14 protein-coding genes are annotated in these 12,811 nt (G+C 55.5%); 7 read left to right on the top strand and 7 right to left on the bottom strand.

Annotated elements, in window-relative coordinates; all coding sequences use genetic code 11:
- The first annotated feature begins 3 nt into the window (after positions 1–3).
- From lpxA to PMIT1303_RS12940, 4 genes are all read left to right on the top strand, one after another.
- On the top strand, positions 4–855 hold the full coding sequence (lpxA, locus tag PMIT1303_RS08815) for an acyl-ACP--UDP-N-acetylglucosamine O-acyltransferase (protein WP_063398389.1): 852 nt from the start codon (positions 4–6) through the stop codon (positions 853–855).
- Positions 855–2,033 (top strand): lipid-A-disaccharide synthase, encoded by a 1,179-nt coding sequence (lpxB, locus tag PMIT1303_RS08810; RefSeq protein WP_063398388.1) that lies wholly within the window; start codon positions 855–857, stop codon positions 2,031–2,033. The genes lpxA and lpxB overlap by 1 nt, the downstream gene beginning before the upstream one ends.
- Positions 2,030–2,701, top strand: coding sequence for a peptide-methionine (S)-S-oxide reductase MsrA (gene msrA, locus PMIT1303_RS08805; RefSeq protein ID WP_063398387.1), 672 nt, complete (start codon positions 2,030–2,032; stop codon positions 2,699–2,701). The genes lpxB and msrA overlap by 4 nt, the downstream gene beginning before the upstream one ends.
- A 112-nt stretch (positions 2,702–2,813) precedes the next feature.
- Positions 2,814–3,026, top strand: coding sequence for a hypothetical protein (locus PMIT1303_RS12940; protein ID WP_074159227.1), 213 nt, complete (start codon positions 2,814–2,816; stop codon positions 3,024–3,026).
- A gap of 304 nt (positions 3,027–3,330) precedes the next feature.
- On the opposite strand, the gene PMIT1303_RS08800 is transcribed toward PMIT1303_RS12940, so the two are convergent.
- The 3 genes from PMIT1303_RS08800 to PMIT1303_RS08790 form a co-directional block, all read right to left on the bottom strand.
- Positions 3,331–4,803: a leucyl aminopeptidase gene (locus PMIT1303_RS08800; RefSeq protein WP_063398464.1), complete on the bottom strand. Its 1,473-nt coding sequence runs from the start codon at positions 4,801–4,803 to the stop codon at positions 3,331–3,333.
- Positions 4,804–4,841: 38 nt separating this feature from the next.
- Positions 4,842–5,438, bottom strand: a complete 597-nt coding sequence (locus PMIT1303_RS08795; RefSeq protein WP_156486990.1) for a GIY-YIG nuclease family protein — start codon at positions 5,436–5,438, stop codon at positions 4,842–4,844.
- A 119-nt stretch (positions 5,439–5,557) separates the two neighbouring features.
- Positions 5,558–6,283, bottom strand: a complete 726-nt coding sequence (locus PMIT1303_RS08790) for a response regulator transcription factor (RefSeq protein ID WP_063398463.1) — start codon at positions 6,281–6,283, stop codon at positions 5,558–5,560.
- Positions 6,284–6,399: 116 nt separating this feature from the next.
- Here PMIT1303_RS08790 and PMIT1303_RS08785 point away from each other — a divergent pair, with 116 nt between their 5' ends.
- Genes PMIT1303_RS08785 through pyrF form a run of 3 tightly spaced genes read left to right on the top strand, consistent with a single transcriptional unit; the run spans position 6,400 to position 8,794 of the window.
- Positions 6,400–6,726 (top strand): DUF1825 family protein, encoded by a 327-nt coding sequence (locus tag PMIT1303_RS08785; RefSeq protein WP_063398386.1) that lies wholly within the window; start codon positions 6,400–6,402, stop codon positions 6,724–6,726.
- 59 nt (positions 6,727–6,785) lie between these two features.
- A complete protein-coding gene (tyrS, locus tag PMIT1303_RS08780) occupies positions 6,786–8,033 on the top strand; it encodes a tyrosine--tRNA ligase (protein WP_063398385.1) in 1,248 nt (415 codons plus the stop codon).
- Positions 8,034–8,056: 23 nt separating this feature from the next.
- On the top strand, positions 8,057–8,794 hold the full coding sequence (gene pyrF / locus PMIT1303_RS08775; protein WP_063398462.1) for an orotidine-5'-phosphate decarboxylase: 738 nt from the start codon (positions 8,057–8,059) through the stop codon (positions 8,792–8,794).
- Here the strand turns inward: pyrF and plsY are convergent.
- From plsY to PMIT1303_RS08755, 4 genes are all read right to left on the bottom strand, one after another.
- Positions 8,782–9,396: a glycerol-3-phosphate 1-O-acyltransferase PlsY gene (gene plsY / locus PMIT1303_RS08770; protein WP_063396277.1), complete on the bottom strand. Its 615-nt coding sequence runs from the start codon at positions 9,394–9,396 to the stop codon at positions 8,782–8,784. The two genes, pyrF and plsY, sit on opposite strands and share 13 nt — an antisense overlap.
- Positions 9,397–9,398: 2 nt before the next feature.
- On the bottom strand, positions 9,399–10,415 hold the full coding sequence (locus tag PMIT1303_RS08765; protein WP_063398384.1) for a DUF3086 domain-containing protein: 1,017 nt from the start codon (positions 10,413–10,415) through the stop codon (positions 9,399–9,401).
- Positions 10,416–10,578: 163 nt separating this feature from the next.
- The gene (locus PMIT1303_RS08760; RefSeq protein ID WP_063398383.1) at positions 10,579–11,325 is read right to left on the bottom strand and encodes an ABC transporter permease; all 747 of its coding nucleotides are present in this window, start codon (positions 11,323–11,325) and stop codon (positions 10,579–10,581) included.
- Entirely contained in the window at positions 11,322–12,677 is a 1,356-nt protein-coding gene (locus PMIT1303_RS08755) for an MFS transporter (RefSeq protein WP_063398382.1), read from the bottom strand. The genes PMIT1303_RS08760 and PMIT1303_RS08755 overlap by 4 nt, the downstream gene beginning before the upstream one ends.
- Positions 12,678–12,811 lie beyond the last annotated feature (134 nt).

Genomic DNA, 12,811 nt, shown 5'->3' with positions numbered 1-12,811 from the left:
ATCATGAGCGAGGTGCGCAAACTCTCAGCGATCACTGCCGAAAAAAAGGCTCAGGTTCACCCTGCGGCTGTGGTGGATCCTCGTGCTGAGCTCGCTTCCGGCGTCATTGTTGGGCCGGGAGCAGTGATTGGACCTGACGTGAAGATTGGTCCTGATACCTGGATTGGTCCCCATGTGGTGCTCGATGGCCGTTTGACCCTTGGTGCCAATAACCGGGTTTTCCCTGGTGCATGCCTTGGTCTTGAGCCACAGGACCTCAAGTATCGCGGCGCACCCACAGAGGTGGTGATTGGCGATGCCAACACAATTAGGGAATACGTCACCATCAACCGGGCCACGGAGGAAGGTGAACAGACCAGGATCGGTGATCACAACTTGTTGATGGCCTATTGCCACCTTGGTCACAACTGTGAGCTGGGCAATGGGATTGTGATGTCGAATGGAATACAAGTGGCTGGTCATGTCGTGGTCGAAGACCGGGCCGTGATCGGCGGCTGCTTGGGAATTCACCAATTCGTTCACATTGGCAGTCTTGCCATGGTTGGAGGCATGACAAGGGTTGATCGCGATGTACCCCCGTACTGCCTCGCCGAAGGGCATCCAGGTCGATTGAGGGGTCTTAATCGCGTTGGCCTGCGGCGCAGTGGTCTGAAGACTCAAGAGGGAGGAGAGCTTGGCCAGTTGCAGGAGATTTGGAATCTGCTGTTTCGATCTGATCATGTCTTTGTTGAGGGGTTGCGGCTTGCTCGACAAGAGCAGTTGATGCCAGCGGCTGCACACCTCTGTGCCTTTCTGGAGGCCTCGATTGAGAAGGGACGTCGCGGTCCTATGCCTGCGATGTCATTGAGTCGCTGATGGTGCGCCTGCTGATCAGCACTGGCGAGGTCTCTGGTGATTTGCAGGGAAGTCTCTTGATTCAAGCTCTCCAAAAGGAGGTTGAACGGCGTTCATTACCGCTTGAGTTGATGGCCCTTGGAGGTCCCCGCATGCAGGCTTCTGGTGCAGAACTGCTTGCTGATACGGCTCCGATGGGTGCGATTGGACTTTGGGAGGCCCTGCCTCTGGTCCTCCCCACTTTGCGACTTCAGTCTCGAGTGGATCACGTGCTCAAGCAGCGACCACCCGATGCCGTGGTGCTGATCGATTACATGGGGGCCAACGTGCGTTTGGGGCACAAGTTGCGGCGCTGGTTTCCCAGGGTGCCGATCATTTACTACATCGCTCCTCAGGAATGGGCTTGGCGTTTTGGCGATGGCGGCACGACTCAGCTGCTGAGTTTCACCGACAGAATTTTGGCGATCTTTCCCGTTGAAGCAGAGTTCTATGCCCAGCGGGGGGCCAAGGTGACGTGGGTCGGTCATCCTTTACTCGATACGGTGAGTGTGCTGCCTGATCGTCAGCTGGCGCGTGAGCGGCTTGGCTTGAAGCCTGGCCAAAGATTGTTGTTGCTTTTACCGGCTTCCCGGCAACAGGAACTTCGTTACTTGATGCCCACTCTCGCCAAGGCAGCAGCTTTGCTGCAGCAGCGTGACCCATCCCTTGAGGTAATTGTTCCTGCAGGATTAGCAAGTTTTGAGACGTCTTTGCAGGAGGCTCTTGAGGCAGCGGCAGTTCGAGGGCGAGTCCTTTCGGCTCAGCAGACCGATGAACTCAAACCAATGCTTTATGCGGCGGCTGATCTTGCCCTCGGCAAATCAGGCACCGTCAATATGGAACTGGCCTTGCGTGGCGTTCCTCAGGTGGTGGGCTACAAGGTGAGTCGGATCACAGCATTTGTGGCTCGACACTTTTTGCGCTTTCGGGTGGACCATATCTCGCCGGTGAATCTGTTGCTGAAGGAACGGCTTGTGCCGGAATTACTACAGGATGAGTTGACTGCAGAAGCACTTGTGCAGGCCGCTATCCCTTTATTGGAGGATCCTGCCCAGCGTAATGAGATGCTCGAGGGCTATCGGCGATTGCGGCAGACGCTTGGCGTTCCAGGTGTTACCGATAGGGCAGCCAAGGAAATCCTTGATTTAACAAAGACATGAAGACAACGTTTCGACCTTTGAGGAGATGGTGGATTGCCATCTTTCTCTGTGTTTCCTTACTTGGCTTGCCGCTTCAAGTTTTGGCGTCAGTCGAGGAAGCCGTTTTTGCCGGGGGCTGCTTCTGGTGTCTTGAGCATGATCTGGAGGGATTAACCGGTGTGATTTCTGCTGAGAGTGGTTACACAGGTGGTGATTTGCCGCGCCCCACCTACAGCCAGGTCAGCTCTAAGACCACAGGTCATCAAGAGGCCGTACGGGTGCGATTTGATGCTGCTCAAATCAGCTATGCAGAGCTACTACGCAGCTATTGGCGCAATGTTGACCCTCTTGATGGTGATGGCCAATTTTGTGATCAAGGCGACTCCTATCGACCTGTGATCTTCACCCGAGATGATCAGCAGGCCAGCGAGGCTCGTGAGAGTGCTGATGCTGCGGCTTTGGAGCTGGCCGAGCCCATGAGCAATCTGAGAGTTGAGATCAAACCTTTAAGCGAATTCTGGCTGGCTGAGGATTACCACCAGAATTACGCGGAGCTCAATAGCATCAAATACAACTTCTATCGATACAGCTGTGGCCGCGACCGTCGGCTAGATCAGCTATGGGGTGACAACGCACGAACCGGCTTGCCATGGCAGCGCCCAGATCAAGCAAATCTAAGGAAAAAATAAAATCAGGATGACCTTTGAAATCGGGTAGTGCGCAGTGAAGATGCGGGTTTCCACCCATCCCTACTGCTGAAAAAGCTGCTTAACATCTACTGGAGATTTAAGTAGGAGATGTATGTATCTGCTGACCGTTAAGGATGGACTAGTGACTCGGCATGTTGGCCCGTATCCTTCTCCGCAGCAGGCTTCCGATGACTTGGAAAGGGTTTTGGAGTCTTTTTCTGAACGAGCACGTTGGCAGATTCATGCGTTGGAATGCCCCAAGACCCTTTCGCTTTCAGAGCGGATTCATGCCAGGAATGGGGTGATGAATGTTGCAGCCTCATGAGTTAGGCGGTCTTTCCCTCTCCCTTTGGCTTTGATGCTCAAAGCTTCTTTGATGAGATCGCTATCGAATACCAGGTCAAGGCCTTTCGTCATTCAAGCCAGTTCAATATCCCGCATCAAAATTCAGGGTCCCGATTCTGATCAAGCAAGCGAAAACTCTTTGCTGATCAATTTTTTGCATAGGTTGCTAGCTCCAGGGATGAGCATTGCCAACCCTGCGCGACCTTGAGCGATCAACGTTGTACTCGTGTTGTGATTCCTTCTTCAGCTCATTTTTTGCTGAGTTGAATGCAAAGCCTCTTGACTCAAGACTGACTACAAATCCAATTCACCAAAGTGCGAACCCCGTAGCCGGTGGCACCAGATGGATTGAGGCCACGGCCCTTTTCAGACCAGACCGTTCCGGCGATGTCGATGTGGGCCCATGGGATGGAGGCTTCAACAAACTCTTTGAGGAAAAGGGCCGCGGTAATGGATCCGCCAGGACGAGGTCCTGTGTTCTTGAGGTCAGCGAGGTTGGATTTGAGACCCTCTCGATAGGAGCTTGGCAATGGCATGCGCCAAAGGCCTTCGCCGGCCGCCTCTGCGGCAGCGGTTAGGCCCTCAGCCAGGGGATCATGACTTGTCCAAAGGCCAGCGATCTCTTCGCCAAGTGCGATAACGCAAGCCCCTGTAAGGGTTGCTAAATCCACGATTGCGTCTGGTTCGAGTCCGCAGGTGTATACCAGTGCATCGGCAAGGGTTAGACGCCCTTCGGCATCGGTGTTGTTGATCTCGATGGTCGTGCCGTTTGAGGCCCGCACGATGTCTCCTGGATGGACAGCGGATCCATTCACCATGTTTTCGCAGGCTGCCACGATCACATGCACTTCCACTCCCTTGGGTCGCAGTTCTGCAATCGCTCGGGCGGCTCCAAGTACAGCTGCGCTGCCGCCCATGTCGAACTTCATCAGATCGATCTGGGCAGCTCCAACCTTGAGGTTGTATCCACCGGAATCAAAGGTCAGTCCCTTGCCTACAAGGGCCACTCGTCGTTGCACTGGTCCTTGAGGGCGATAGGTGAGGTGAATGAATTTTGGCTCCAGATCAGAACCTTGAGAGACAGCTAGGTAGGCACCCATTTCCCGTTCGGCGCAGTCAGACCGCTCCAGCACAGTGCACTCGAGGCCGTGTTCGTGGGCAAGTTGAATCGCTGTTTGGGCGAGGGCCGCAGGGGTAAGACTGTTGGCAGGAGCCGCAACCAGCTGCCTTGCTAGTTCCACTCCCGCACAGGTGGGGTGAACGGCTTGAAGATCTTTGCCGGCTGAGTCGGGCAGACCAATGAGCTCCAGTTTTGTTGGCGTAGAGCGGGGCTCAGGAGCACTGCGAAAGCGGAGGTCTTTATAGAGGGAAAGGCGAACGGCTTCTGCGACGGCCCTTGCGGCAGATGCCCCATCCAAGGGCTCCCAGGGGAGCATCATCCCCAGGGTTCCACTGCATCCGAGGCTTGCTTTCGCTCCCAAGGCAGCCGCCTTGCGAAGGTCGTCAAGCCTCGTGTTCTGGGGTTCTCCGAGCCCTACGAGCACCAGCAGGTTTGGCTTGTTTTGGAGCAGTTGAACGGTGGCGATTTCTCCGGATTTGCCTTTGAACATCTGCTTCTCAAGGCTCTGCATCAGAGAGCCTTTGCAGAGTGTTTCCAGCTCGTTTAAACGTTCCTCCATCTTTCCCTCAAACATGCCCACCATGAGCACATCGCCAGTCCAGCTCTGCAAGGTTGCTGGAAAAAGGCAAATCTCCATGGGATGTTGATGAGGTGGCGCGATGTTAGCCGTGCCGTTTAGCTGCATTCAGCTGTGAACGGGGTGCTCCAGCGAGCTCTTGTTTCTTTGTTGAACGGTGGCAGCCAGCGCTGGATCAGTTGTTGCTCGAGCTGTCGACGGGCCTTGGTGCTCTCGGGAACATCGCTCCAAAAACGGATGCTGAGCTGGCTTGGTAGTCCTGCCTTGGCAAGGGCTTCGGCATAGGCCGCCAGGTAAGCCTTGCAATCATGCTCGCCCTTCCAGCGGCGATCTGCAGCAATCGTTTCGCCCACATAAAGCAATAAAGGAGTGGTGAGGTCTGCTGGGCGGTCCATCACCAGATAAACGGCTGGGCCATGGTGAGGGCTGTTAGGCCAGCGCCAGAAGCTCAGGGGGAGAGGGGTGAGCTGCAGGGGCTTCAATTGGTCGATGACTGTTTCGTGATCGCTACCAAACAGCGAGCTCTGCCGAGCGATGTCTGGCTCTCCTTGGAAGAGATCGGCTTGATGGCCTTGAATGCGCCTCTGCCAGTTTTGTAAAAGGTCGCGGCTAAGAATGAGCTCCTGGCGGGGGGTGAGCCCTGTGGATAGAACTTGGTTTGGGAATAGGTGGCCCTGACCACGCGCGGTTTCCATCGATTGATCACCTTTGCGGAAGCTTTGGAGCTGCGCTTGTTGGCTCAAAGTGCAAGATGCCAATCACCCTTTGGGGATCGCTCATTCAGGCGGACGTTACCGAGTCAGTGAAGGCAGCGTTATTGCCAACGTGGCAGTCTTTGAGGTAACTCCACCAGCCCATCACGAAAAGCCACCACCACAGCATGGGTGCGATCTCGTGCTGGCAATTTTTGCAGCAGGTTGTGCAGATGGCTCTTGACCGTATCGATCGAGAGATAGAGCTCATCGGCAATGTTCTGATTGCTCATCCCTTTACAGATTCCTCGAAGCACATCTCCCTCGCGCAAGCTGAGGTTGTCGATTTGGCTGCTGCTCTTGCCATTGCCGAGACGACCGTGACGTAAAACTCCTGCAACCACACTGTCTAAGTAGGTTCCATCGCTTTCGATTGCGCTTAGAGCTGCCAGCAGGGTGCCACTACCGACGAGCTCATGGGCACAGAGGCCATCACAATGGGCTTCGATTGCATCTAGCAGGGTGCGTAAGACAGGTCGTTGAATCAGCATCAGGGCCTTGAGATCAGGCTTGAGCTGTTTTGCTTTACGGACCAGGCTTGGGCCATTCCCGCTCTCCAGTAGATCCGTGCAGATCAGGAGATCTGCATTAGAGCTTTTCAGGCAACTGAGGGTCTCGTCCTCACCGGTTGCAGCGCCCACTAGGGGACCCAGACAATCAAACCAGCCCACCCAACTTGTGATTAAGACGCGATCGGCTGTGGCGACAACAGTCCGACTGCGACGTAGTAGGGGATGGCTTTGTTGACTTGTTTTCTGGAGAGAAGAGATCCGGGGAGTGATGTCCACTGGTTGCAACCAGGTAACAGGAGCGGTTAGAGCCTCATTGTGGAGATTACGTTGATCCGCACTGTTTCTGACGTCGAGAATTTTGCACAATTCCAACCAACAAGCCCAGGGCGTTCATGGCCTTCTTTGAATCGGAGATTGTTCAGGAGGAGGCCAAGCGGCTGTTCACCGACTATCAACAGTTGATGCAACTCGGTTCTGAATATGGAAAGTTTGATCGGGAGGGTAAAAAAAAGTTCATCGACACCATGGAGGAGTTGATGCAGCGCTATCGCGTGTTTATGAAGCGTTTTGAGCTCTCCGAGGATTTTCAAGCAAAGATGACTGTTGAACAGCTGCGCACTCAGTTGGGCCAGTTCGGGATGACGCCTGAACAGATGTTTGAGCAGATGAATCAAACCTTGACCCGGATGAAGAGAGAGCTTGAGCAGGACTCTCGATGAAAGTGATGACTGGCTGACTCGCTACCCGTACGATCCGCTCAGCTAGAGATCCTCTAACGATGCCGGAGACGCCGATCACCATGCCGGCCTGGTTGGAGCGGGGCATGGTTGACTTGTTCCCTTCAGGCCAATGGGGGGATGCTGATCAGCAACTTGCGACTCGTCTTGATGAGGCTCGAGAACAAAACCGACCCCTGAGGGTCAAACTTGGTATTGATCCCACTGGTCGTGATATCCATCTGGGACACAGCATCCTGTTTCGCAAACTGAGAGCTTTTCAGGATGCGGGGCATACAGCAGTGTTGATTATTGGCGATTTCACTGCACGAATCGGTGACCCAACCGGCAAGAGCAGCACCAGAGTGCAGCTCACCTCTGAGCAGATTGAGGCCAATGCGACGACCTATCTTTCCCAGCTGGGTCAGGGGCAGTCAGCGGAAAAAGCGCTGCTCGATTTCACAACCCCTGGGCGCCTGGAAGTGCGACGTAATACTGAGTGGTTGGCTGACTTGGATTTGCCCGAGGTGATTGGTTTGTTGGGCACTGCCACGGTTGGGCAAATGCTGGCTAAAGAAGACTTTGGCAATCGTTATGGCTCAGGTGTTCCGATAGCTCTGCATGAGTTTCTTTATCCCCTCTTGCAGGGTTACGACTCGGTAGCGGTGCAGGCAGATGTTGAACTTGGTGGGACTGATCAGAAATTCAATGTCGCGATGGGGCGAGATCTTCAGCGTCATTTCGATCAGCGCCCCCAGTTTGGGCTCCTACTCCCAATTCTGGCTGGCCTGGATGGGGTGCAGAAGATGAGCAAGAGCCTCTCTAACACTGTGGGACTGAATGAGGACCCCCTTTCCATGTATTCCAAGTTGGAGAAGGTTCCTGATGCCCTTGTAAGCAGTTACGTGGTTTTGCTTACCGATCTCGATCCTGAAGCTTTACCTGTCAATCCGCGTGAACGGCAGAAGGCCATGGCCCTTGCGGTCACGGCCAGCCGTCATGGCATCGCGGCGGCTGAAGCCGCCCAGAATGATGCAGCCAGATTGGTTTCCGGCTCTCAAGATGATGCGGCATCTGTGCCAGAAGCTTTGCTTTCGGATGTGAATTTTCCGGCCAAGGCCTTTTATCTGCTTAGTGCGATTGGCCTTTGTGCGAGCAGTAGCGAGGCTCGGCGTCAAATCAAGGGTGGTGCGGTACGTCTGGATGGCGAAAAAATTACCGATCCCAATTTGGAATTCACTGACTCCAGCCTGCTGATGGGCAAGGTGCTGCAAGTGGGCAAGAAAACCTTTCGTCGTTTGACGCGTTGAGTAAAGGACCAACCCCTGCTGTGATGACCTCGCCATTGACTCCTGCCGATCAACTGATCATTGCTCTTGATGGCATGGAGCGGGCTGAGGCCCTTGCATTCATCTCAAAGTTGCCAGAGGTCAGTTGGGTCAAGGTGGGCCTGGAACTGTTTGTTAGTGCGGGGCCAGAGGTCTTGGCTGATCTACGGGAGCAAGGGTTGCGGATTTTTCTTGATCTCAAGTTTCACGATATCCCTGCCACCATGGCAGGAGCTTGTCGCCGAGCGGCGAGCTTTGGGGCTGAGTTGATCACGGTGCATGCCTGTGCTGGCGGTGCTGCCCTTACTGAAGCTCAGGCTGCTGCTTGTGAGGGGGCTGCGGAGGTTGGCTTGTCAGCCCCCCGGCTGTTGGCCGTCACTGTGCTCACCAGTTGGGATCAGAAGCGTCTAGCGAATGAGCTGTGTATTCCTCAGTCTCTTCAGGCCAGGGTGGAGTGGTTGGCTGAGTTGGCAGCGGAGTCAGGGTTGGGCGGCTGCGTGTGTTCTCCCTGGGAAGTCAGCGGCTTACGCCGACTTCATCCCTTGCCATTTGAGTTGGTGACTCCTGGTATTCGCCCCTCGGGGGCTGAATTGGCGGATCAGGTCAGGGTCATGAGTCCTGCAGCGGCGCTGAATGCAGGAGCTTCCCGTTTGGTGATTGGCAGGCCGATTACCCGTGCTGTTGATCCGGCAGAGGCGTTTGCAAGCTGCTGCTTTGAGATTGAACAGCGTCAGCTTGACTGACCGAGGCGAGGTTCGGTGCCCGCCAGCAAGCGTTGCAGATTGGAGCGGTGTCGCCATACCACCATTGCCATGGCGGCAAAGGCCACAGCCAGGTAAGCCGGCGGTGAGTTGCCTTGAAAGCGCAAGATCATCAGCAACGGCAAGCTGAGGGCGGCGATGATGCTCGATAACGACACGATCCTGCTGAAGCTCAGCACAGTGAGGAAGATGCCGAAACAGGCCAGCCCTACAGGCCAGGAGATGCCTAGCAGCATCCCCAGGCCTGTAGCGACAGCTTTGCCACCTTTCCATCCCAGCCACACAGGCCAGATGTGACCTGCCAAGGCTGCTAGACCTGCCGCAACTTGCCAGCCATCATCCAGCTCAAGTGCCCTGGCAACCAGTACGGCGGTTGTGCCTTTGCCAACATCGATAAGGAACACAGCCAGGGCAGGACCTTTACCCACCTGGCGCAGCACATTGGTGGCCCCGGTTGATCCAGAACCCTTCTCACGCAGGTCGATTCCTGCCAACCATTGGGCTGCAAGATATCCGCTGGGCAGTGAACCCAGCAGATATCCCATGACTAGAGAGAGAAGACTTCCAAATAGAGAGTTGAACATCATCAGAGCAGTTCTTCGTCTTCGAACCGTTCTTGCGGCCCAGCTGCAAAGGCTAGCCAGAGAGGAAACTGAAGCACGGGGATCTCTACGCTGCGTTGGGCTGCATCAATCAGGATGAGGGGGACTTCCCCTCGTCCCTCAAGTCGGTCGGCGCGTTCTACAAGAGCTTCGCCGCGTTCAAAAAGAACAATGCCGCTGCTCGGGCCGAAGTCTTCTCTAGCGAGGCCTAGAGCATCTTGAAGGCCACGTCGCCATTCGCCAAGCCGCTCTGGTTCGCCGGCAAGCACCAGGCTTTGGAATCGGTCGCCATAGAGTTCACCGAGGATGGCAATCAGGGCTGCCGCTACAAGGATGTTGCGTGTTCGGCTGTTCAGGCTTGGCTGCGCTCCTCGCCCACCCTGATTGAAAAACCAGTCTTCTAGAAGTTCTTTGTCCCTGGGATCAAGGCTGCGTCGCAGTTTCCAAGGATCGGCGTAGAAGTCTGGCTGACTTAGAAATTGCTCCAGACATTCACGGATCAGGCTTTCGTCTGGTTTAAAGGTGTCAGCAACAGCTAGGGCGTTGCCCTGAGCGGCGGCCTCGGGCGTTGAATTGGGTTGGTCTAGGGGAGAAGGTTGGACCACAACAGGCTGCACAACCAGTTCAAGTTGCTCCACTGATTGGGCCAGGTCTTGCAGAGCGCCTGTGAGGTAGTCCTGGAAGCCTTTGACCCGCCTGGCAATAGCATCGGACTGACCAGCGAAGGAACTGCTGAGCTCCTTTTCCAGTTGGGATTTGCGGTTGGAGAGGTCTTTGATTTCTGCTTCGAGTTGATCGCGACGTTGCTGCAGCTCCGTTAAGGCCACTTGCAGGAGTGGATCAAGATCTGGTTTGTCTTGAGGAGCAGCTAGGAGATCGTATTGAGAGTCTGCTGAGTTATTCGAGGGCTGTTCAGGCGCAAGCTGTTCAGGAGAGGGCTGTTCAGGAGAAGTCTGCCCAGGGGGAGGCTGTTTGCGGAGGGGGAGGTCGGCTTCAGGCATGAACCAGGCAGGCAGTGGTGGTATTGCTCTCAGGAGAGATGTTGGGTCTGTTTGGGGAGTTGATGAGAGAGGGCCGATCTGGACCCATCACTGATTTAGGAGCGATATGGGAGTAAGCAGTATTTGTCAATAGCTGCGCGTTTGTTTGTGGGCCTTGATGACATCAGCTGAAAAGAATCTGGGTGAGCAACACATCCATCAAAGACACTGTGACCAGAGTCATCACAACGGCGCCAGTGGTGCTGGTGCCAACTTCTTTTGGACCACCACGCGTTGTGAGACCCCATCCGCAGGAGAGAACAGCAATCTGTAGGCCGAACACCAATGATTTGACCAGCATGAATGGCATGTCATCCGGAGTCAGCCAGGTGCGCACGGAATTCCAGAACACCTCTGGTGGAATTTGATAAAGATTGGTGCTGCTGACCTGGCCGCTCCAGAGGGCTATGCCGAAGAACAAAATGCATTGCACCGGTGCCATGACCACCATGGCGATCACTCTTGGAACCACCAAGTACTCAACAGGCTCGGTTCGCAGCATGGTGATGGCATCGATTTGTTCGGTGACCTTCATGGTGCCCAGCTGAGCTGCATAGGCCGTGGCTACCTTGCCGGTCAGCAGCGTGGCGGTGAGCAGAGGAGCGATTTCCCTTGCCATACCAATGGCGAGAATCCCTCCCACCGTGGAACCAGCCCCTTGTCTGCTCAGTTCTGCGGCGACCTGGATGTTGAAGACCGTTCCTGCGGCTAAGCCTGTGATCAGCACAATCAGGAAGCTGCCTGGACCGGCCTCCATCAGCTGATCGAACAGGTCGACCTTGTTGATATGACCTCTAGCGGTGGCGGCCACTGCCTGGCCTCCGATGATGAGGCTGCTGCCCAGTCGCTTCAGCCAGCGAGGAGTCGTCATGACGTGGCTGCCTGGTTGTGAGAGTTCCTTTCGGGCCAGCCTCGCATCACCACAAGACCCAGCGCCACAAGCACGGCGGGAATGAATCCCATGCACATGCGAATGGTGATCAGAGCGGATTCTGGTTGATCCGAATAGCTCAGTGCTCCGCCAGCTTCTGCTACTGAGCGATAGCCAGACAGTGAAAGCAGGATGCCGAGCAGTTGGATGCTCACACCAATACCGATTTTCTGAACCAGCACCATCCAGGCGGTGTAGAGGCCTGCTGGCTTGTCAGGGTCAGCATCAATTGCATCTGGTAGCAGACACCAAGGGATCAGATAAGCAGTTGCGGCTCCAAATCCCACCGTGCCAATGGTCGCCAACAAAGCCATCAATCTCAGGCCATCAGTGCCTGCTGTAGGCCAGAGGTTGGCGAGGGATGCATCAGCGGAGAGGGGGGGGAGCAGCATCGAAACAACACAAGCAGCGATCCATAGACACCCACCCCAGCACAGGGCCCTGATTCGCCCATGGCGATTGGCATACATGCTCCAGACCTGAAGGCCGATCAGGGCGCAGAGTTGGAAGGGCAGCAACATCCAGGTGGCCAGTTCTGCGGGTACGCGCATCAACTGGACCAGGTAGATCAGAGCAACTGGCTGCATCAACTGCAAAGCGCACCAGAGCAACAGGTAAAGCCCCAGAACTTTGAGGAAGCGTCTGTTGCTGATGATCCTCACAAGCTGTCGGCTTAGGGGCTCGTGATGGCAACGGGGGCTCCGGGCGGTTTTTGTGAAAGGGGCCAGCCCCCAGCAGCAGGCGAGGGTAGCTAAAGCCGCGATTGTGCCGGTGATGCGGCCCATGGCCAAGTAACCGTTGGCACCGTTGACCAGCAGTAGAGGCGTCACAATCAAGCCGCTTGCACCAGCGATGATTGATCCGGTGAATCTGGCGGCGTTGAGACGGTTGCGCACAGATGTGTCTTCTGTGAGCTCTGTGGAGAGGGCGGAGTAAGGCAGATTGACGCTGGTGTAGGCGGTCATCAGCAGAATCGCCATCACGATGTAATACGTCGTTTTCTGGGCAACGTCTCCGGGAGGAACCCACCACATGGCGGCCAGACTGATGCCGAGGGGCAGTGCTCCGCCAAGCATCCAGGGAACCCTTGGCCCCCAACGAGTTTGGGTGTGATCGCTCAGCCAGCCGATCATTGGGTCATTGATCCCATCCCAGAGCTTGATCACCATCAGCAGTGAGCCGGCAACAATTGCAGGCAGACCGGCGGTCCCGGTAAAGAACACGAACAGGTAGAACCCAAGCAGAGTTGCTGCCAGTCCGGTTCCTGCATCGCCAAGGCCATAGGAGATCATCAGCCGGCGGCGTGATCCCCCTTGAAGCGCTGTGGATGTCGTCAAGCTGCAAAAAGGGGGATGCGCAAGGTCATAATGCAGGGGCACTGAACCCCAGACCCACTTCGTTAATCGCGATGGTTCTGCTGTACTAG

Source organism: Prochlorococcus sp. MIT 1303, from assembly GCF_001631965.1.
Taxonomy (GTDB): domain Bacteria; phylum Cyanobacteriota; class Cyanobacteriia; order PCC-6307; family Cyanobiaceae; genus Prochlorococcus; species Prochlorococcus marinus_D.
Note: the sequence above shows the minus strand (reverse complement) of the source record. Positions and strands in the feature narration are given on the sequence as shown.

What these genes read in the sequence shown, in the direction of transcription:
- tyrS (WP_063398385.1), top strand. Translation starts at nt 6,786, where the DNA reads ATGCCGGAGACGCCGATCACCATGCCGGCCTGGTTGGAGCGGGGCATG.
- PMIT1303_RS08800 (WP_063398464.1), bottom strand. Translation starts at nt 4,803, where the DNA reads ATGGAGATTTGCCTTTTTCCAGCAACCTTGCAGAGCTGGACTGGCGAT.
- pyrF (WP_063398462.1), top strand. Translation starts at nt 8,057, where the DNA reads ATGACCTCGCCATTGACTCCTGCCGATCAACTGATCATTGCTCTTGAT.
- PMIT1303_RS08765 (WP_063398384.1), bottom strand. Translation starts at nt 10,415, where the DNA reads ATGCCTGAAGCCGACCTCCCCCTCCGCAAACAGCCTCCCCCTGGGCAG.
- lpxA (WP_063398389.1), top strand. Translation starts at nt 4, where the DNA reads ATGAGCGAGGTGCGCAAACTCTCAGCGATCACTGCCGAAAAAAAGGCT.
- PMIT1303_RS08760 (WP_063398383.1), bottom strand. Translation starts at nt 11,325, where the DNA reads ATGACGACTCCTCGCTGGCTGAAGCGACTGGGCAGCAGCCTCATCATC.
- PMIT1303_RS12940 (WP_074159227.1), top strand. Translation starts at nt 2,814, where the DNA reads ATGTATCTGCTGACCGTTAAGGATGGACTAGTGACTCGGCATGTTGGC.
- PMIT1303_RS08785 (WP_063398386.1), top strand. Translation starts at nt 6,400, where the DNA reads ATGGCCTTCTTTGAATCGGAGATTGTTCAGGAGGAGGCCAAGCGGCTG.
- plsY (WP_063396277.1), bottom strand. Translation starts at nt 9,396, where the DNA reads ATGTTCAACTCTCTATTTGGAAGTCTTCTCTCTCTAGTCATGGGATAT.
- PMIT1303_RS08795 (WP_156486990.1), bottom strand. Translation starts at nt 5,438, where the DNA reads ATGGAAACCGCGCGTGGTCAGGGCCACCTATTCCCAAACCAAGTTCTA.
- PMIT1303_RS08755 (WP_063398382.1), bottom strand. Translation starts at nt 12,677, where the DNA reads ATGATCTCCTATGGCCTTGGCGATGCAGGAACCGGACTGGCAGCAACT.
- msrA (WP_063398387.1), top strand. Translation starts at nt 2,030, where the DNA reads ATGAAGACAACGTTTCGACCTTTGAGGAGATGGTGGATTGCCATCTTT.
- lpxB (WP_063398388.1), top strand. Translation starts at nt 855, where the DNA reads ATGGTGCGCCTGCTGATCAGCACTGGCGAGGTCTCTGGTGATTTGCAG.